Annotated in this window: 17 protein-coding genes and 1 pseudogene; 11 read left to right on the top strand and 7 right to left on the bottom strand. The window is 43.5% G+C overall.

The window, feature by feature from the left end:
• Positions 1 to 84: 84 nt before the first annotated feature.
• Positions 85 to 1,722, bottom strand: coding sequence for an ABC transporter transmembrane domain-containing protein (locus tag J5I83_RS10980; protein WP_304055972.1), 1,638 nt, complete (start codon positions 1,720 to 1,722; stop codon positions 85 to 87).
• Positions 1,723 to 1,908: 186 nt separating this feature from the next.
• On the opposite strand from J5I83_RS10980, the gene rfbA reads away from it, so the two are divergent.
• The 4 genes from rfbA to J5I83_RS11000 all read left to right on the top strand — a co-directional run bounded on the left by rfbA (position 1,909) and on the right by J5I83_RS11000 (position 5,625).
• Positions 1,909 to 2,847, top strand: a complete 939-nt coding sequence (gene rfbA, locus J5I83_RS10985; RefSeq protein ID WP_304055975.1) for a glucose-1-phosphate thymidylyltransferase RfbA — start codon at positions 1,909 to 1,911, stop codon at positions 2,845 to 2,847.
• An 18-nt stretch (positions 2,848 to 2,865) separates the two neighbouring features.
• Positions 2,866 to 3,411 (top strand): dTDP-4-dehydrorhamnose 3,5-epimerase, encoded by a 546-nt coding sequence (gene rfbC, locus J5I83_RS10990; protein ID WP_304056014.1) that lies wholly within the window; start codon positions 2,866 to 2,868, stop codon positions 3,409 to 3,411.
• Positions 3,412 to 3,463: 52 nt separating this feature from the next.
• Positions 3,464 to 4,813: a DNA repair protein RadA gene (gene radA / locus J5I83_RS10995; RefSeq protein ID WP_304055977.1), complete on the top strand. Its 1,350-nt coding sequence runs from the start codon at positions 3,464 to 3,466 to the stop codon at positions 4,811 to 4,813.
• Positions 4,814 to 4,893: 80 nt separating this feature from the next.
• A complete protein-coding gene (locus J5I83_RS11000; protein WP_304055979.1) occupies positions 4,894 to 5,625 on the top strand; it encodes a ceramidase domain-containing protein in 732 nt (243 codons plus the stop codon).
• Between the two features lie 109 nt (positions 5,626 to 5,734).
• Here J5I83_RS11000 and J5I83_RS11005 read toward each other — a convergent pair whose 3' ends face one another.
• Positions 5,735 to 7,102, bottom strand: a complete 1,368-nt coding sequence (locus tag J5I83_RS11005) for a DEAD/DEAH box helicase (protein WP_304055980.1) — start codon at positions 7,100 to 7,102, stop codon at positions 5,735 to 5,737.
• 256 nt (positions 7,103 to 7,358) lie between these two features.
• On the bottom strand, positions 7,359 to 8,579 hold the full coding sequence (gene tyrS, locus J5I83_RS11010; protein WP_304055984.1) for a tyrosine--tRNA ligase: 1,221 nt from the start codon (positions 8,577 to 8,579) through the stop codon (positions 7,359 to 7,361).
• Positions 8,580 to 8,719: 140 nt separating this feature from the next.
• On the opposite strand from tyrS, the gene J5I83_RS11015 reads away from it, so the two are divergent.
• Positions 8,720 to 10,048, top strand: a complete 1,329-nt coding sequence (locus tag J5I83_RS11015; RefSeq protein WP_304055987.1) for a peptidoglycan DD-metalloendopeptidase family protein — start codon at positions 8,720 to 8,722, stop codon at positions 10,046 to 10,048.
• Between the two features lie 48 nt (positions 10,049 to 10,096).
• Positions 10,097 to 11,197 (top strand): anhydro-N-acetylmuramic acid kinase, encoded by a 1,101-nt coding sequence (locus J5I83_RS11020; RefSeq protein WP_304055991.1) that lies wholly within the window; start codon positions 10,097 to 10,099, stop codon positions 11,195 to 11,197.
• Between the two features lie 14 nt (positions 11,198 to 11,211).
• On the opposite strand, the gene erpA is transcribed toward J5I83_RS11020, so the two are convergent.
• From erpA to rplM, 4 genes are all read right to left on the bottom strand, one after another.
• Positions 11,212 to 11,577 carry an iron-sulfur cluster insertion protein ErpA gene (gene erpA, locus J5I83_RS11025; protein WP_304055994.1) on the bottom strand — a complete coding sequence of 122 codons (366 nt, stop codon included), beginning with the start codon at positions 11,575 to 11,577 and terminating at the stop codon, positions 11,212 to 11,214.
• Between the two features lie 180 nt (positions 11,578 to 11,757).
• Positions 11,758 to 12,786 (bottom strand): N-acetyl-gamma-glutamyl-phosphate reductase, encoded by a 1,029-nt coding sequence (argC, locus tag J5I83_RS11030; protein WP_304055997.1) that lies wholly within the window; start codon positions 12,784 to 12,786, stop codon positions 11,758 to 11,760.
• A gap of 89 nt (positions 12,787 to 12,875) precedes the next feature.
• Complete coding sequence (gene rpsI, locus J5I83_RS11035) at positions 12,876 to 13,268, bottom strand: 30S ribosomal protein S9 (RefSeq protein ID WP_304055998.1); 393 nt, start codon at positions 13,266 to 13,268, stop codon at positions 12,876 to 12,878.
• Between the two features lie 3 nt (positions 13,269 to 13,271).
• The gene (gene rplM / locus J5I83_RS11040; protein WP_304056001.1) at positions 13,272 to 13,706 is read right to left on the bottom strand and encodes a 50S ribosomal protein L13; all 435 of its coding nucleotides are present in this window, start codon (positions 13,704 to 13,706) and stop codon (positions 13,272 to 13,274) included.
• Between the two features lie 386 nt (positions 13,707 to 14,092).
• On the opposite strand from rplM, the pseudogene J5I83_RS11045 reads away from it, so the two are divergent.
• The 5 genes and pseudogenes from J5I83_RS11045 to rpsT all read left to right on the top strand — a co-directional run.
• Positions 14,093 to 14,231: pseudogene (locus J5I83_RS11045) on the top strand (IS200/IS605 family transposase); the annotation flags it as partial.
• A 316-nt stretch (positions 14,232 to 14,547) separates the two neighbouring features.
• Positions 14,548 to 15,396, top strand: coding sequence for a GNAT family N-acetyltransferase (locus J5I83_RS11050; RefSeq protein ID WP_304056003.1), 849 nt, complete (start codon positions 14,548 to 14,550; stop codon positions 15,394 to 15,396).
• A gap of 2 nt (positions 15,397 to 15,398) precedes the next feature.
• A complete protein-coding gene (locus J5I83_RS11055) occupies positions 15,399 to 16,328 on the top strand; it encodes a UDP-2,3-diacylglucosamine diphosphatase (protein WP_304056005.1) in 930 nt (309 codons plus the stop codon).
• The gene (locus J5I83_RS11060) at positions 16,325 to 17,350 is read left to right on the top strand and encodes a glycosyltransferase family 1 protein (protein WP_304056008.1); all 1,026 of its coding nucleotides are present in this window, start codon (positions 16,325 to 16,327) and stop codon (positions 17,348 to 17,350) included. The genes J5I83_RS11055 and J5I83_RS11060 overlap by 4 nt, the downstream gene beginning before the upstream one ends.
• A 501-nt stretch (positions 17,351 to 17,851) precedes the next feature.
• The gene (gene rpsT / locus J5I83_RS11065; RefSeq protein WP_304056011.1) at positions 17,852 to 18,115 is read left to right on the top strand and encodes a 30S ribosomal protein S20; all 264 of its coding nucleotides are present in this window, start codon (positions 17,852 to 17,854) and stop codon (positions 18,113 to 18,115) included.
• Positions 18,116 to 18,285 lie beyond the last annotated feature (170 nt).

An 18,285-nucleotide genomic window follows, 5' to 3' on the forward strand; every position in this document is an offset into this window, starting at 1 on the left:
CTTTGTGACCATATCATTGGATTGCTTGTTTCGTGGGATTTGGATGTCAATAAAAAGTATTTTTCAATAATCGAATCATTCCGACTATGTTAGCTTGATAATACGGTGCGCTTTGCCAAGCATGTCTGGCTGGGATGAGATAATCAGGGTAGTGCGGTTTTGTATTAGAGTATCCAATGCATCGTCTACTAAAGAGCAATGAGTATCGAACACGGCTGTTGTTTCATCAATAATGACAATCGCCGGATTTTTAAGTAATGCCCGGGCGATGATGATGCATTGACGCTGATTTTCCGAGAGCTCAACATCTTTTAAGCCGATTCTGGTTTGCAATCCATGCGGCATTTCACGCGCAAATTCCGTTACATGGCATGTGCGCGCAGCCTTCATAATGCTGGCTTCTGTCGCGCAGCGCGTTGTGCCATACGCGATATTGGCTGCGATGGTATCGTTTAGGAGTCTGATGTCTGGCGTTAACCAGGCCATGTTTGCTCGCAAGTCAGTCAGTTTTATCGTGGCGATATCAATGTCATCTAATAATATCCTGCCATTTGTCGGACGAATGAACCGTGCAATGAGGTCGATCAATGTCTTCTCCCGATCATCGCTGGAACTTGCCAGTGCGACGATTTCACCTGACTGTATCGTCAAGGTAAGGTTGAAGAGGGGGGGGCGGCTTGAGGAGTAATTGCAAATACTGACTTCTTCGAACCGTATGTGACCGCGCGTGCGTGCTAGCCTTGCTTGGCCTCCATCAGGTTCGTCTTGCTGCGCGAGGAGTAAGTCGATATGGTGGATAACCTGAAACTGGTTTTGTAAAGATAACTGCATGTTCAGTAATCGTCTTGCAGGAAGAACAAGCATCAGTGCCGCTGTGATCAAAGCGCCTGTATCTCCGGCCGTCATCATGTGAAGATTGAGCTGTTGCTTAAACAGGAAGAAGAATGCCGCTAGAATGGCAGTAATAAGAATGAGCGCAATGGTCTGACTGAACATTTTAATGGCTGCTTGCTTGAGGATAAATCTTCTTTGCTGTTCGATTGAATGGTAAAAATGTTGACCTTCTTGTGATTGACCGCCATCGAGTTTGATCGATTTGATATGCTGAGTCGATGTGAGCGATGGCAGAGGAGGGTCGAATGAGGGGGGAAGTATTTTCTGATTTGAGTCGTTTATTTGAGAAACAAACTGCATGATTGAACCAATAATCAGCATGATCAGGAGCCCCATGAGTGAGAATTCCAGATTTATGAAGAGCATTACCATCAGCAGACCTGTTATTGTGAATATCTCTTTTAGCAGAATATTCAATATCTGAGCGATGCCAGCGGTAGCTTGGTCAATATGAGTGCAAAAATAAGCATTGAACTTATCTGCATCCGGTTTCTCTGCATAAGAAATGGGTAACGCCAAGAGTTTTTCAAACAGCGTTTTTCTAAAATCTATTCCAATTTTTCCACTTATCCAACTACTAGAATAACTACTGGAAAAACATGCGATGCCACGTGTAACTAATAAACCGAGTATAGTTAGTAGAACAAATTCTAATTGTTCTAACTCGTTTTCACTGGTTTGAGCATTGTCGAGTAGTTGTTTGATGAGTAATGGTAATAGGGATGTGGTCAGTGCAATAGCGATCAGACTACCGATGGCAAGTGCGAACATTGTCCAGTAAGGAGCAATCCATACCATGAGGCGGCGGCACAATTGTATTTCTGTCATGGTCAGCTTATTTGAATATCAATGTACAATTGATGCGCCTTGCGCGAATTAAAGTGAAGGAAAGGTTATACACATTCTTTGGTAAGAAAATTATCATGGTCAAGTTTTATGCAATCCGTTTTAGCGAATCTTTTATTCAGTGGATAGAAGCATTCAAATTCAATGTAAAAAGTTAGAAAGATAAAAATGACTTCAATGTATTCAGCTAATCAGGCACAAACTGCGGTTTGCCGAAGAAAAGGTATCATTTTAGCGGGTGGTTCTGGTACCCGGCTACATCCTGTTACCCAGGTGGTTTCCAAGCAGTTGTTACCGGTGTTCGATAAGCCGATGGTTTATTATCCGCTGAGCACACTGATGTTGGCAGGTATTCGCGATATTCTCATTATTTCCACACCGCAAGATACGCCGCTTTTCAGAAATCTACTGGGAAGTGGTGAACAATGGGGGCTGAATTTATCTTATGCTATTCAGCCGTCGCCAGATGGCTTGGCCCAGGCTTTTATCATCGGCGAATCATTTATTGCAAATGACAATTCTGCGCTTATTTTAGGAGATAATATTTTTTATGGGCATGATTTTCATCATTTGCTTGACAATGCCATGCTACGTCATGAGGGTGCGAGTGTTTTTGCTTATCATGTCAATGATCCTGAACGTTATGGCGTGGTTGAGTTTGATCAAAAAGGTCTGGCTATCGGTCTGGAAGAAAAACCCAGGCAGCCTAAATCAAATTATGCCGTGACCGGCTTGTATTTTTATGATCAGCAGGTGGTTGATTTTGCAAGGAGTCTTAAAACTTCGGCACGTAATGAACTGGAAATCACTGATCTCAACCGGCTTTATTTGCTGCAAAATAGTCTCAAGGTTGAAATTATGGGCCGTGGTTATGCATGGCTTGATACCGGTACTTACGAATCATTGCTGGATGCCAGTCAGTTTGTGGCAACGATGGAGCATCGACAAGGACTCAAAATAGCCTGTCCAGAAGAAATTGCTTATCGAAAAGGTTGGATTGATGCTGCTCAATTGGAGAAATTGGCTCATTTGCTGAATAAAAATGGTTATGGCCAGTATTTAATACAGATACTAGAGCATGCCTACATTGATGGTCGTTCAGAATAGGGAGGTGTTTGCTTGAATATGAAAGCCACGCCATTGGCGATACCTGATGTATATTTGATTGAGCCACGCGTATTTAGCGATGAACGGGGTTTCTTTTTTGAAAGTTATAATCAACGTCAGTTTGCCACTTTAATCAATAACCAGGCTACATTTGTCCAAAGTAATCATTCCCGCTCCATGAAACATGTTTTGCGCGGCTTGCATTATCAAATCAAGCAGCCTCAAGGTAAACTAGTGCGTGTGATTGTCGGCGAGGTGTTCGATGTGGCAGTGGATCTTCGTAAAACTTCTCCCACGTTTGGACAGTGGATCGGAGAAATTCTCAGTGCAGAAAACAAGAAACAGCTCTGGATTCCTGAAGGTTTCGCTCATGGTTTTGTCGTACTTTCAGCATTTGCAGAATTTCTCTATCAAACAACAGATTACTGGGCGCCAGAGTATGAGCGGTGCATTCTATGGAACGATCCGGTTTTGAATATCGATTGGCTTATCGATGAGGAGCCGGTGCTATCGGCTAAAGATTTGCAAGGAAAAAGTTTTCACGAGGCTGAGGTTTACGATTAATAAGTTAGCCAGCTATTGGGTTAAAGATAACAGTAGCAATCAAGCTTAAACGATGGCCAGGTCTAAATCGCTCTATTGTTGCAATGCCTGTGGTGGCCAGACCTTGAAATGGCAAGGCCAGTGCCCGCATTGCCGGGAATGGAATACCCTGGTAGAAACAGTTGCTGAGAAGAATATTTTCCGTTTTATTCCCGTGACTGCATCTGCTCAAGTGCATAATTTAAATGAAATTGAAACGGAAGAAACGCCACGTTATACCACTGGTATGACCGAATTCGATCGGGTATTGGGAGGCGGCTTGGTGCGGGGGGGTGTCGTACTGCTTGGCGGTGATCCAGGTATTGGCAAATCCACTTTGTTATTGCAGGCGTTATCGGCCATGTCAACCAGGCATCAGGTGTTGTATATCAGTGGTGAGGAGTCAGCACAACAAGTCGCCTTACGGGCCAAACGTCTGGCTTTGGATGTGACGGCGGTCAAGCTATTGACCGAAATTCAGTTGGGTAACATCCAAGCGATACTTACTGAGCATCAACCGAAAGTGGCCGTGATTGACTCAATTCAAACAACTTATTCGGATGCACTGCAATCTGCCCCTGGATCAGTCGCTCAGGTGCGTGAATGTGCTGCCCAGTTAACCCGATTAGCCAAAACTCAAGAAATCTGCATGATTCTGATTGGTCATGTGACCAAGGAAGGAGCACTCGCGGGGCCGCGTGTGCTCGAACATATGGTGGATACCGTGCTTTACTTTGAAGGCGATACTCATTCCAGTTTCCGTTTGGTGCGGGCATTCAAGAATCGCTTCGGCGCCGTCAATGAGTTAGGCGTTTTTGCAATGACTGAGAAAGGGTTGCGCGAAGTCAGTAATCCTTCAGCCTTGTTTCTTTCCCATCATGATGAGAAAGTACCCGGTACGTGTGTGATGGTGACGCAAGAAGGAACGCGTCCATTATTGGTTGAGATCCAAGCATTAGTGGATGAAGCGCATGCGCCTAATCCAAGGAGATTAAGTGTTGGATTAGAACAAAATCGACTGGCGATGTTGCTGGCGGTGTTGCACCGCCATGCGGGTATTCCTTGCTTTGATCAAGATGTATTTATCAATGCTGTGGGCGGCGCCAAAATAACAGAGCCTGGAGCAGATTTGGCTGTCGTGCTTGCGATTGTTTCTTCCCTGAAAAACAAACCACTCCCTGAGAAATTAGTGGTGTTCGGAGAAATCGGCTTGGCAGGAGAGGTACGTCCTGTCCAGCGTGGTCAGGAAAGATTGAAGGAAGCGGCTAAATTGGGTTTTGTTAAAGCGATTATCCCTAAGGCTAACCAACCGAAGCAATCTATTCCTGGTCTGGAGGTCATCGCGGTAAGGCGTATCGAGGAAGCGGTGGCGCAACTACGCTGAAGAAAGATCGTTGAGTGCTTTTGTGGCTGGTACTGAATGCTATGAGAATTAGATTTTATATTCTAATCATTCTTTTCGCTATGGCACTGCTGGTCGCCGCGATCTTGCCACCGATTCCCCAGCCTCTTGCATATCATGAGCTTATTGATCAGCGATCATTTCTGGGTGTGCCGAATTTTCTCAATGTTGCTTCGAATCTGATTTTCTTGTTTGTTGGCATAGCTGGTTTGGTGTTTCTATGGCGAGTGCAGGCGCTGTCCTCGCAAAAAAATTTTGCTACATTGTCAGAATGCTGGCCGTACCTGATCGTGTTCTTAAGCATGATCATGGTTGGTGTGGGTTCAGCTTATTATCACTGGCAACCAGACAACACTGCTTTATTTTGGGATCGATTGCCTATAGCAACAGGCATTATGGGCCTATTAGCAGCAACCGTGACTGAGCGTGTCGGTAGCAGACAGGGCTTGCAATGGCTGCCAGTGCTGGTAATGATTGGGAGTGCAAGCGTAATCTACTGGGGCTGGAGTGAACAGCAAGGTGCTGGGAATCTGAATTTTTATATTGTCGTGCAGTTCTGCTCGATATTCCTGATCATTTTGCTGGCCATTTTATTTCCTTCTCGTTATACGCGAGGAACAGATATTTACGTGGTGATTTTCCTGTATGGTCTGGCTAAGTTAGCAGAAATGCTGGACGGGGAAATATATCATCTCGGTCAGGTGGTAAGTGGCCATACGCTGAAGCATATGCTGGCTGGCTTGGCGGTATGCTGGATTTTGCGTATGTTAAAAAAACGAAGATTGCTTGCATGAGATTTGACCCATCAGAATGTGGAATTCCTAAGTCGATTGCAACTGAGTAGCAGGTGATTGCACGCTGCTGCTACGGCAGCGGACTGCCGTAGTTAGCCTTTTCTTTTAGTTAATTGCTTGATTCAGCATAAATACCGGAGTTAAATTGGCTTGAGCGTCTAAATGAGCGTTTCCTGCTGTCGTTAGCGGTTGAACGACCGTATTTATGAGGAGAATTTCTGTTTGAATCAGCATGGTTAAACACATTTTTTTCATTCGATGCCCAGGAACGATTACGTTTATGAGCAACATGAGGAGTCCTTTGGGATTTTCCATCATTCTGCCCCAATCGTGGTTTGAATTTTGGTTCCATACCTGGAATAACAGAGGGGGTAATACGGTGTCCCGTGAAACGTTCAATTCTTTTTAGACTGATGCTATCTTTTCCAGAAGCAAAGGAAACAGCAATACCTGATGCGCCCGCGCGGCCGGTTCGTCCGATACGATGCACATAGTCTTCAGCAAATTTTGGTAAATCAAAATTGATAACATGAGTAATGTCAGCGACATCTATTCCTCTTGCTGCGACATCGGTAGCAACCAGAATGCGTAGCCTGCCGTTGCGCAGCTTGGTTAGCGTGCGCGTGCGTTCACGCTGGCTCATGTCGCCATGGAGCGCACCGGCCTCATGTCCTTGTGCTGCGAGATCGTCAGCTAACTCATCTGCGTCACGTTTGGTTGCCGTAAACACGATGGCTTGTTTAAGTGATTGATCACGCAATAAATGATCCAGTAGTCTATTTTTATGCGAGAGATCGTCGACGTAATGAAGGCGTTGCTCGATGTTTTCCAGTTTTGCGCGATGTGAAGCTACCTGAATGCGTTTAGGTGATTTCAATAATCGTGCCGCAATTTTATCTATCATCGAGTCAAGGGTGGCAGAAAATAATAAAGTCTGGCGATTTGATGGAGTAACTGAGGCAATACTTTCAACGTCATGCACGAATCCCATATCAAGCATCCGATCTGCTTCGTCCAATACCAGCATTTCCAGGCGGGAGAAATCAATGCGTCCGCGCTGAATGTGATCGATTAAACGGCCGGGTGTTGCAACCAAGATATCTACTGTTTGAGATAATAATTTATTTTGCAGTACGTAGGACATTCCCCCCAGAATACTGACAACTCTGACACGCGACAGGTACTTGCCATACTTATTTGTGGCATCAGAAACTTGCAAGGCAAGCTCACGTGTAGGTGTCAATACCAGTATGCGCGGTCCACGGCCATGTATTTTTGCAGGCGTGGCAAGGCGGTTAAGTGCGGGCAACATGAACGCAGCGGTTTTACCGGTGCCTGTTTGGGCTGATGCCATGACATCATGACCCTTAATTAATTCTGGAATAGCTTGTTGCTGGATAGGGGTAGGGGCAGTGTAACCTAAATCATTAATGGCTTTGATAATAGCGGGATGTAAATTCAAATCTTCAAAAGACACGTTGTTTTCCTGATGTGTATAAGTAAAAAAATACGCGAGCAGGGATTGAGACCAGAAACACGTAGGCTACAAATACCGCTGGCGCAGAAGTAAAGCATCGCAGCTAACCAGTGGGTATAACGTAATTTCCAGACTAAAAACTGTGGGAAAATCGAAAGGAGGTCAGAAACGATGGAATCTAAAAATAAATCACTACAATTCAAGTAGACCGAGCAGTATACAGGAAATATTGGTTATGTCGAGCTTTTTAAGTTTTTTAAATCGGCGATTTTGTTGAGGTTATCATTACTTTAGAAAATTTACGTTTGCCTACTTGAACAATGACAGTTTCACCCGCTGCGAGATGAAGTGTTTTGTCAACGATTTTATTTCCATTTAACTTTACCCCACCTTGTTCAATCATGCGCAATGCTTCGCTAGTGCTGGAAGTCAATCCTGCTTGTTTAAGTAGTTGGGCAATAGGAATGTTAGCTTCATCAATTGCTAGTAATTTTTCAGGAATATCATCGGGTAGAATGCCTTTCTTAAAGCGTGCTTCGAAATCGATTAAAGCTTTCTCGGCATCTGTCTTGCTATGGAAACGGGTAACAATTTCCTGAGCAAACAGCACTTTAATTTCTCGCGGATTTCGGCCTTTTTCCACTTCCTGCTTCCAGTTATGGATGGTCTCTAATGATGCAAATGATAATAGCTCGATATAACGCCACATCAATGTATCGGAAACCGACATGAGTTTTCCGAATATTTCTGTAGGACTTTCCGTAATACCCACATAGTTATTTAGGGATTTGGACATTTTGTTAATGCCATCTAATCCTTCCAGCAATGGCATGGTGAGGATACATTGCGGTGACTGGCCAAAATGTTTTTGTAATTCACGTCCCATCAATAGATTGAATTTTTGATCAGTACCTCCTAACTCGATATCAGCCTTGAGTGCAACTGAATCATAGCCTTGAATAAGCGGATACAGGAATTCATGGAGAGCGATCGCTTGGTTATTACAGTAACGTTTGTTGAAGTCATCTCTTTCCAGCATGCGCGCAACGGTGTGAGTTGCGGCAAGTTTGATCAGATCGGTTGCATTAAGCTTATCCATCCAAGTGGAGTTAAAGACTACTTCAGTTTGATCTGATCTAAGGATTTTGAAGACCTGATCCGTATAAGAGCTTGCATTTTGCTTGACTTCTTCACGAGTTAATGGAGGACGTGTTGAATTTTTACCGCTGGGGTCGCCGATCATTCCGGTAAAATCACCAATCAGAAACAAAATATGATGGCCCATATCTTGCAGCTGGCGTAGCTTATTGAGCAATACAGTATGACCCAGGTGCAAATCAGGAGCAGTGGGATCAAAGCCAGCTTTAACTCTTAAAGGAATACCTGTCTTCAGTTTCTGGATTAGTTCTTCTTCTACCAGCAACTCATGACAGCCACGCTTGATTTTTTTTAGTTGTTCAGTGATTGAATTAGACACAATAAATACAATGAATTATTTTCAAGATCTGAATGATTCGCTATTTTAAGTTTGTTTGTTATGGAACACCAGACTAGGGATTGTACATTTTTGTGCTAGACTAGGGGCCGGCTCACAATAGATAGGAGATGTAACATAAGATGCTATATACGTCACCACGCGATAAAATGAGGATTCTAGCGCAAAAGCCGTTGGTGTTTACACAAAAAAGATTACGTTGGTTAACAATCTTATCCAGTCTGCCTCTATTTGGTATCGTTACTGCGTTTGGTATTTCGCCAAATACTTCATTACAAAATATCCCTGAACGAAAAATTGTTCGTACGCTCTCGCTTCCTGAAATGCAAGTTGCTACTGATACTGATAGCGCTTTCTGGCACCAGGAGAATATTCGTCGTGGAGACACGATTGCAGCGATTCTTTCGCGACTGGAGATTAATCAGCAGGACAAAGCCAATTTTTTGCGTGCTGCCAAAGACAGTAAAGCAATGCGGCAACTAAAACCAGGAGAAATTATTCATGCTGAAGCCACAGCAGATGGAGAACTGTTAACACTACGATATTTTTATGGTAACGGAGAACAGTTCTTGATGGAAAAGATTGATGACACTTATGAAATGAGTGAGCAATCTGCTGAAGTGAACGCGCGTATCCGTGTTGGCTCTGGTGTTATAGAAAGTTCTCTGTTTGCAGCTACCGATGCTGCTGGATTGCCCACTAATATTGCAATGCAGATTGCTAATATTTTTGCATCAGATATTGATTTTTATCGTGATTTGCACAAGGGTGATCGCTTTACAGTCGTTTACGAGACATTCCAGGATAATGGCGAGAATGTACAGCATGGGCGTGTCCTCGCCGTTGAATTTATTAACAAGGGTAAATCTTATCGGGCAGTATATTTCCAGCCATCTGATGAAGAAGGCGATTACTATACCCCAGCCGGTGAGAGTTTACGTAAGCCGTTTTTGCGGGCGCCACTAGAATTTTCCCGAATCAGTTCAGGATTTACAAATGCCCGCTTCCATCCGATATTGAAGCAATGGCGTGCTCATAGAGGAGTGGATTATGCAGCACCAACGGGTACCCCCATAATGGCGACCGCTGATGGGACGATAGAATATAGTGGCTGGCAAAACGGATATGGAAATCTGATTATTTTGAAGCATCGCGGGGAATATAGCACTGCTTATGGGCACTTATCAGCTTTTAAGAAAGGTATACAAAAAGCAGGGTATGTCAAGCAAGGTGAAGTGATCGGGTATGTTGGTGCAACCGGAATGGCAACAGGTCCGCATCTGCATTATGAGCTTCGCGTAAATGGGGTACAGCGTGATCCGTCAAAGTTGGTAATGCCTGCTGCACTTCCTATCAGCAAAAAGAATAGAGCTGCGTTTCATAGAGAAACAAAAGAGCTCGTTGCCCGGTTAAACCTTCTGCGTAATACCAATTTTGCTTCTGCCAATTGATTCCTGAGTTTTTCAGATATAACTCCAGTTTGGTGATGAGTTAAGTCATTGAGAGAATCTCTATATATTGGCATCATGTCTGGAACAAGTCTGGATGGAGTGGATGCAGCGCTAGTAAGCTTTGATTCATCGGTACCTTCCCTGATTCAGACTTATTTCTTGCCTTATGACGACTATTTACGCGAGCAATTGCTGGCGTTAAATCAAGTGGGTCATGATGAGCTTCATCGTGCTGCTTTGTTAAGTAACAGATTATCCAGATTATATGCTGATACCGTAGAAGGTCTTCTTGCCAGTAGTGGCATAAATTCGCAAAGCATTACTGCTATTGGCTGTCATGGTCAAACAGTAAGACATTGCCCGCAACCTGATAGAGCCTATAGTATCCAATTGGGTAATGCTGCGCTTCTGGCTGAACTTACTGGTATTACTGTAGTTTCTGATTTCAGAAGTCGTGATATAGCAGCGGGAGGGCAGGGTGCTCCCTTAGTGCCAGCATTTCATCAGGTTTTGTTTGGCCACACAAAAACACATCGTATCATAGTCAACATTGGTGGAATTGCAAACATTACTAGCCTTCCGCCTAAGGGTGACATAATTGGTTTTGATTGTGGTCCAGGGAATATTTTGATGGATGCCTGGTGTTTGCAGCATCAAGGAGGCAGTTATGATCACAATGGCTCCTGGGCTGGAACTGGATGTGTTATTCCCGGGTTGCTAGAAGCATTCTTGGCATTTCCCTTCTTCTCTTTACTGCCACCGAAAAGCACTGGCAGGGAGATGTTTAGTATTGATTGGTTAAGAAGTTATTTGCGTGGACATGAGTTGCCAGAAGATGTGCAGGCTACCTTACTGAAACTTTCCACTGAAACGATTGCACGAGCCATACTGCTTTATTTCCCAGAGGCCGAGGAAATTTATTTGTGTGGTGGTGGGGCGCGCAATGGAAGGCTTGTGGCTGAACTGAAAGCAGCATTACCTAGCAGAAGTGTTGATCTAACCGATGTGTTAGGTATAGATGCAGATTGGATTGAGGCATTTGCTTTTGCCTGGTTAGCCAACCAAACGATTAATAAAGCACCTGGTAATCTTCCTGTGGTAACGGGTGCGCAAGGCCATCGCATTCTGGGGGCGATTCATACTGCCTGATTTCGAGTTAATAATTAAATAGAAAAGGAGGAGCCGCAGCCACAAGTGCTTGCTGCAGAAGGATTCTTAATAATAAATTGCGCGCCCTGGGGATTCTCCTGGTAATCAATTTCAGCTCCAATTAAATACTGGAAACTCATTGAATCAATTATTAGTTTTACCCCTTCTTTTTCTATAACAAAATCATCTTCATTAATGGACTCATCGAAAGTAAAACCATATTGAAAACCCGAGCATCCCCCTCCGCTGATGAATACTCTTAATTTTAAATTATGATTGCCTTCTTCTTCTATCAAGTTCTTAACCTTGTCAGCTGCGTTTTCAGTAAAGATTAAGGGTGACTGTTTCTCGTGAGGTATATTATTTGTGATTGCGTTCATATCATCCTACCTATCTGTCATTAAATGAAAATCTTGAATAAACTATACTATTTTGAAGCTTTGAAAATTAATTCATTTGAATCTCAGTAGAATTAACGGCATGACTAATTTACTTCAGTTGGACGTATTTCTATTGGAACAGTTTCTTATTTTACAAAAGACAAGTTAAGTTAATGTCGTTTAGGGCAATAGCGGAATATGTTCGATCCCCAATGTTTCCCGGAAACCAAACATGATATTCATATTTTGTACTGCTTGTCCTGCAGCGCCTTTAACAAGATTATCTGTTACTGAGAGTATTACCGCAATTTTGCCATCTTGTGGGCGATGCACTGCAATCCGGCAATAATTGGATCCGCGGACAGAACGCGTTTCTGGATGTTTTCCTGCTGGTAGAACATCGACAAATGGTTCGCTGGCATAACGATTTGCGTATAAAGTTTGCAAATCAACTTTTTTAGTAAGCTTCGCATATAAGGTTGCATGTATTCCACGAATCATTGGCGTAAGGTGAGGCACGAATGTGAGGCCCACCTCTTTTTTAGCCGCAATGGATAAGCCCTGTTTTATTTCAGGTAGATGGCGGTGTCCTGGCACTGCGTAAGATTTAAAATTATCCGCAGCCTCTGAAAATAATGTATTGATTTCAGCTTTGCGTCCTGCGCCTGATACGCCTGATTTTGTGTCAGCAATCAGTTGATTAGTATCGACTACTCCTTCCTCAATGAGAGGCAGAAAGCCAAGCTGTACCGCTGTAGGGTAACATCCTGGATTGGCTATTAACCGTGCATTTTTTATATGCTTTCGATTTAATTCGGGTAGGCCGTATACTGCTTCGGCAACCAATTCTGGACACGCATGAGGCATGCCATACCATTTTTCCCATTCCGCGATATTTTTAATGCGAAAATCAGCAGATAGGTCAATAATAAGCACACCAGCATCAAATAAGGATCTTGCTTGTTGCATAGCAACCCCGTTAGGAGTTGCAAAGAAAACGAGATCGCATTTGCTCAGATTTGCTTTGCTGGGATCAGAAAACTTAAGGGTTACTTGCTTGCGTAAACTGGGAAATAACTCATCAACTGCCATTCCTGCTTCCTGGCGTGAAGTGATTTCTTTTAACTTGACTTTTGGGTGTTGCGCAAGAATGCGAAGCAATTCCACCCCTGTGTAGCCTGTTCCACCTACTATACCAACTTTAATCATAGTATTCCTGTGCAGGGTAGCATATCTTAATTCTGGTAAAACAAAAAAGCCGCCAAGAAAGGGCGGCTTTCATTGAAAAGATAGATAATTTAGCGTTTAGAGAATTGTTTGCGTCGACGTGCTTTACGTAGACCAACTTTCTTCCGCTCAACTTCACGCGCATCACGTGTTACAAAGCCAGCTTTGCTTAAAACTGGTTTAAGTGCGGCATCATAATCAATTAAAGCTCTCGTTATTCCGTGACGCACTGCACCGGCTTGCCCTGATTCTCCACCACCGCAGATATTAACCATTATATCCAGATTCGACATATTACCGGTTAATTCGAGTGGTTGACGAACAATCATGCGACCTGTTTCGCGCGAAAAATATTCATCAACCGGCTTATTATTTATGATAAATAGACCGTTTCCTGGTTTAATAAAAACTCTGGCTACAGCACTCTTTCTACGACCAGTTCCGTAATTATAATTTATTGCCATAAATTAAGCTCTAACTTCTAATAATTTTGGTTGCTGTGCAGTATGTGGATGAGCATCACCTGCATACACTTTAAGTTTTTTAAACATGGCGTATCCCAAAGGACCTTTAGGCAGCATACCCTTAACTGCTTTTTCCAGAGGTCTTCCGGGAAAACGTGCGTGCATCTTCTTGAAATTAGTTTCGTATATCCCTCCAGGATAGCCGCTATGCCGATAGTATTTCTTATCTTCCATTTTATTACCGGTTACGCGTATCTTGTCAGCATTCACGACAACGATATAATCACCTGTATCGACATGGGGTGTATAGATAGGCTTATGTTTTCCCCGTAAACGATGGGCTATTGCTGCGGCTAATCTTCCTAAAACTTTATCAGTCGCATCTATAACAAACCAATCATGTTTGACTTCATGTGGTTTAGCTGAAAAGGTTTTCACTGAACTTATCTCGCTCTTTTTGTTGAGTGTTTTCTTTTGAACACAAATCAACCAAGAATATTATGCTAAATGAGGAGGGTTGTCAATTTTCATTGCTAAGTGACTCGGTTGTATCATTATTAATTGAGAAAGGCGGCATATTTTTTCCTGTCTATTGCTATGCTACCGATGCATTTTGCTGCTTTTTTTTGGAATAGTTTATCTGGCTTGAGGCCTTTGCTTTACATAATTGTGCAATACACTACACTAAGTGAAATTCCAGAGGATCGAAATTAAGCCTGCTTAGAGGATAATTCTGGCTTAAATAAATAGGGTAATCCCCCGGCTATGCTAGGGGACTATTAAAGGTTTGACCGTGTGATACGGTCACCCTGATTCTTTTAGCTCGCAACTTTGTAGGGCAGCATTTTGGGGCGAGAGGTCATTTCGTGCCAACGGTAGGACGAGATGAACAAAGGATACGGGAATGCAATACGTCACCAAGAGGAAGAAAACAAGCGTCTGGATCAGATGAATCTGTGGTGATAACCGCTTACCTTCTTCAGGTGGCTAAAAAGATTGGGGTCGTGTAAGCGGCCCCATTTTGCCGTTTTGAGCGGCTCACAAAATTAAAACCTACGGCTTTGCCGGGGAAATTTACTTTTTCATTTTATTCCTGAGTGATTCCTAAAGAAATCATCTCGCCCATCCTTAATTTATTCATTCTCATCTGCGTAAGAGGGAGTGATGCCGTCATGAGAATTTCATAAAACTGACACAGAGAAATCACGTAACTCCAGAAAAATTATGGGTGAATGCTGAGCCAAGTGACTCAGTACCTTAACCATAAAAGGAGTAAAACATGAGCGAGTCGTTCGTCTTAACAGCAGATGTGCTACAGAATCCTTTTTCTCAAGAAAGAATTCAAGTGCCAAAGACTGCTTCATGCTTCTCTACTGACTGGGTAAATAAGTCAGGTATCGTGACTAGTTGGGCAAAACACCAAAGTGAGGTGCGCGAAGCCCAGCAACTGAGATATGAGATTTTTGCCGGTGAAATGGGAGCGTCTTTGCCGGATATTGTTCCTGGTTATGACATAGATGTCTTTGATGATTATTGTGAACATCTGCTCGTAAGGGACCGTGAAACCTGGCAGGTGATTGGTACTTACCGAGTGCTTACGCCGGCACAAGCTAAACTTGCTGGAAGAATATACAGCGATGGTGAATTTGACTTAAGTCCACTGCATCCTCTGCGTGAGCATATGGCTGAATTGGGTCGCAGTTGTGTGCGCAAAGATTATCGATACGGCGGCGTGATCATGGCGCTGTGGAAAGCGCTAGTTAACTTTATGATTCGTAACAGATTGAAGGATATAGTAGGCTGTGTCAGCATACCGATGAATTTAGATCTGAGCTACAACAAACAAGTTGGCATGGGACATGCGGCGGCAAGTATATGGCGCCAAATGCGAGATAAGCATATGGCGGCTAGCGAGTATCAAGTTAAACCACGTTTGCCCCTGCCGGTCGATGATTTAGATCAGACATTAGAAGTTGATCTGCCTGCATTAGTTAAAGGGTATTTGCGTGTGGGAGCAAAAGTGTTAGGTACGCCAGCGTGGGATCCTGGCTTCAATACTGCTGATTTGCCAATGTTAATGCGGATGGAGGATTTGCCAAGCCGTTACCGCAAACACTTCTTGGGGTAGACATGAATAAATTAACGAAACGCACTTCCGATGAGCGTGATTTTATAGTGCCTCTTTCAAGAAGTGCGGATGCATCTAGGGAAGTTTTCAAGCCAAGGGTTCGTACTGTTTTTATTTCTGATATACATCTCGGGACTCCGGGCTGTCAGGCACAGGCTTTGCTGGAGTTTTTAAGAGCTTATCCCAGTGAACAGCTCTATCTGGTTGGCGATATTATTGATGGTTGGCAGTTGCGACGACGCTGGCATTGGCCGCAGGCTCATAACGATGTAATACAGAAATTGCTGCGTCGTGTTCGCAAGGGCTGCAAAGTTGTTTATATCCCAGGCAATCATGACGAATTTGCCCGAGAGTTTCTGGGGCACTCTTTTGGAGGCATAGAAGTAGTCGATGAGGTTATTTATGAGACGGTCGATGGTCGTAAATTTTGGGTAGTACATGGCGACTATTTTGACGGCGTAATTCAGTGTGCTAAATGGCTTGCGTATGTAGGTGATAATCTTTACGAGTTAACTTTAAAACTTAATCGATATTTAAGTTCATTGCGCGCTCGGTTGGGCATGCCTTATTGGTCGCTTTCAAGGTATCTCAAGTATAAAGTGAAAACAGCAGTTAATTACGTTACTTCGTTTGAGCAGGCTGTTGCCATGGAAGCGCGTCGGCGTGGTCTTGATGGTGTCATCTGTGGACATATACACCATGCTGAGATGCGCGATATTGAGGGTATTCTTTATTGCAATGATGGTGACTGGGTGGAGAGTTTAACGGCGTTAGTGGAGCACGTTGATGGACGGCTGGAGTTAATCCACTGGCCTCAGTGTCAGCAGGAGCTGAGAAACCCGTGTTCTGCTATCAGGGAGGGCGTTTTGGCTATATCTGATGGTGTGCCTGCTGCCGCAAGGGTTGAGGAAAAAGATGAGGTGCTAGCATGAAGCTCGCACTTGTTAGTGATGCCTGGCAACCGCAGGTTAATGGCGTGGTAACAACACTGATTGAGTTAATAATAGAACTTGAAAGGCTTGGCTACCATGTGGAAGTTGTTCATCCAGGATTTTTTAAGACACGTCCTTGTCCGGGTTATCCAGGAATTGATCTGGCAATTCGCCCTAATAAGCAATTGTTTCAAATGCTGCAGAAGTTTAAACCTGATGCGATTCATATTGCGACCGAAGGACCGTTAGGTTGGGCGGCTCGTTCTTTATGTTTGCAATCAGGCTGGTCTTTTACTTCTGCATTTCATACAAAATTTCCTGAGATCTTTAATGCATCGGTTAAAGTCCCAGTTTCTTGGGGGTATGCACTGCTTAGACGTTTTCACCAGCCTTCATCAGGTGTGATGGTTCCTACGCAATCTGTTTTATCTGGCTTGCAAAGGCGAGGCTTTCAAAATCTTAAACCTTGGACGCATGGGGTCGATATTGATTTTTTTAGATATCATGAACAACCAGTTATTTTTCCAGCTTTAGGTGCTTTACCAAGGCCTGTGGCATTATTTGTGGGTCGTATCTCCTATGAAAAAAATATTGCAGCATTTTTGGAGATGGACTTTCCAGGTAGTAAGGTGGTTTGTGGTGTGGGGCCGCTGGAAAGACAGCTCAGGCAACATTATCCAACTGTAAATTGGTTAGGAATATTACCGCGCAATGAATTAGTCGCGTTATATGCTAGTGCTGATGTTTTTGTATTTCCCAGTACATCTGACACTTTTGGGTTGGTTTTACTTGAAGCTATGGCAACAGGAACACCAGTAGCATGTTATCCAGCTGATGGTCCGCTTGAGGTCATCGGTGATAGTGATGGAGGGGTTATGTCGCATGATTTGAAGGAGGCAACCATGAAAGCCCTTCAAATTAGCCGTCAACAAGCGCGAGCTAGAGCAGAAACTTTCAGTTGGCTTGTTGCTGCTAAAAGTTTTGCCAATTATTTAACGCCTATTCGTTCAAATAGAGTTTGAATGTAAATGACTGGTGAGTCGTTTCAGTAAGACATTTGCGAAGATACCGTTCGGCCTGAGCCTGTCGAAGGTCAATGTCAGTTGCCTGGCGGTTCGACAGCCTCACCGTGAGCGACAGAAGCTTTTTACTGAAACGATCCACTAGACTCATTCATGTTGTCCGGGTGTAATAAACTTGGGCTATGTGTATAAGTAGGAAATAGAAGAGTTTTCTGAATTTTCTCATCTGTTTGTATGGTGAGACCGCTATGGGTGCATTGCATCCTGTGTCAGATATGAATGCGGTGTTGTTCTTCGCCGTAGAGAGCAGTTTAACGGCTTCATCGCGCCTTATTCGCCCGGGACCACCGTGTCCAGCACCTCGTTCAGATGCGGTTTCTAAGATAATTATCATGATTTTGTATGCTGGTTGCGCTCATTGATCGCTATGTATTCTTGCATTATTTTTAGAATAAACGTAACATCCTAAAGTTTTTTAGCATAAAAAATCGAGGAATTAATATGGCCAACACTGCACAAGCCAGAAAGCGGGCAAGACAAACCGTTCGGAGGCGAGAGCTAAATTTTAGTTTACGATCTAGAATGAGGACTGCGATCAAAAGCGTAAGAAAAGCGATTGAATCAGGGGATAAAGAACTAGCTGCGACTGTGTTTAGAAAATCAAGCGGCATTTTAGATTCCATCGCAGACAAAGGGATTATCCATAAAAATAAAGCTGCACGACATAAAAGTCGCTTAGCAGGTTCGATTAAAGCGATGATTTGATCAACGAATCAAGTAAAAAAAGAGATTTAAAAACGCAAAAGGGAGGAGAGAGGAATGGATGCCAGGAAATGGCTGCAGGGGTTAGTAGTAGCATGTGGGGTAATGTTTGCTGGGGCATTGCATGCGGACATACCGACGGTTCCGGATGAACTGTATGAAGCGCTGAAGCT

Source organism: Nitrosomonas communis, assembly GCF_024102715.1.
In the GTDB taxonomy this organism is placed as follows: Bacteria; Pseudomonadota; Gammaproteobacteria; order Burkholderiales; family Nitrosomonadaceae; genus Nitrosomonas; species Nitrosomonas communis_B.

What these genes read in the sequence shown, in the direction of transcription:
- J5I83_RS10980 (WP_304055972.1), bottom strand. Translation starts at nt 1,722, where the DNA reads ATGACAGAAATACAATTGTGCCGCCGCCTCATGGTATGGATTGCTCCT.
- rfbA (WP_304055975.1), top strand. Translation starts at nt 1,909, where the DNA reads ATGACTTCAATGTATTCAGCTAATCAGGCACAAACTGCGGTTTGCCGA.
- rfbC (WP_304056014.1), top strand. Translation starts at nt 2,866, where the DNA reads ATGAAAGCCACGCCATTGGCGATACCTGATGTATATTTGATTGAGCCA.
- radA (WP_304055977.1), top strand. Translation starts at nt 3,464, where the DNA reads ATGGCCAGGTCTAAATCGCTCTATTGTTGCAATGCCTGTGGTGGCCAG.
- J5I83_RS11000 (WP_304055979.1), top strand. Translation starts at nt 4,894, where the DNA reads ATGGCACTGCTGGTCGCCGCGATCTTGCCACCGATTCCCCAGCCTCTT.
- J5I83_RS11015 (WP_304055987.1), top strand. Translation starts at nt 8,720, where the DNA reads ATGCTATATACGTCACCACGCGATAAAATGAGGATTCTAGCGCAAAAG.
- erpA (WP_304055994.1), bottom strand. Translation starts at nt 11,577, where the DNA reads ATGAACGCAATCACAAATAATATACCTCACGAGAAACAGTCACCCTTA.
- argC (WP_304055997.1), bottom strand. Translation starts at nt 12,786, where the DNA reads ATGATTAAAGTTGGTATAGTAGGTGGAACAGGCTACACAGGGGTGGAA.
- rpsI (WP_304055998.1), bottom strand. Translation starts at nt 13,268, where the DNA reads ATGGCAATAAATTATAATTACGGAACTGGTCGTAGAAAGAGTGCTGTA.
- J5I83_RS11050 (WP_304056003.1), top strand. Translation starts at nt 14,548, where the DNA reads ATGAGCGAGTCGTTCGTCTTAACAGCAGATGTGCTACAGAATCCTTTT.
- J5I83_RS11055 (WP_304056005.1), top strand. Translation starts at nt 15,399, where the DNA reads ATGAATAAATTAACGAAACGCACTTCCGATGAGCGTGATTTTATAGTG.
- J5I83_RS11060 (WP_304056008.1), top strand. Translation starts at nt 16,325, where the DNA reads ATGAAGCTCGCACTTGTTAGTGATGCCTGGCAACCGCAGGTTAATGGC.
- rpsT (WP_304056011.1), top strand. Translation starts at nt 17,852, where the DNA reads ATGGCCAACACTGCACAAGCCAGAAAGCGGGCAAGACAAACCGTTCGG.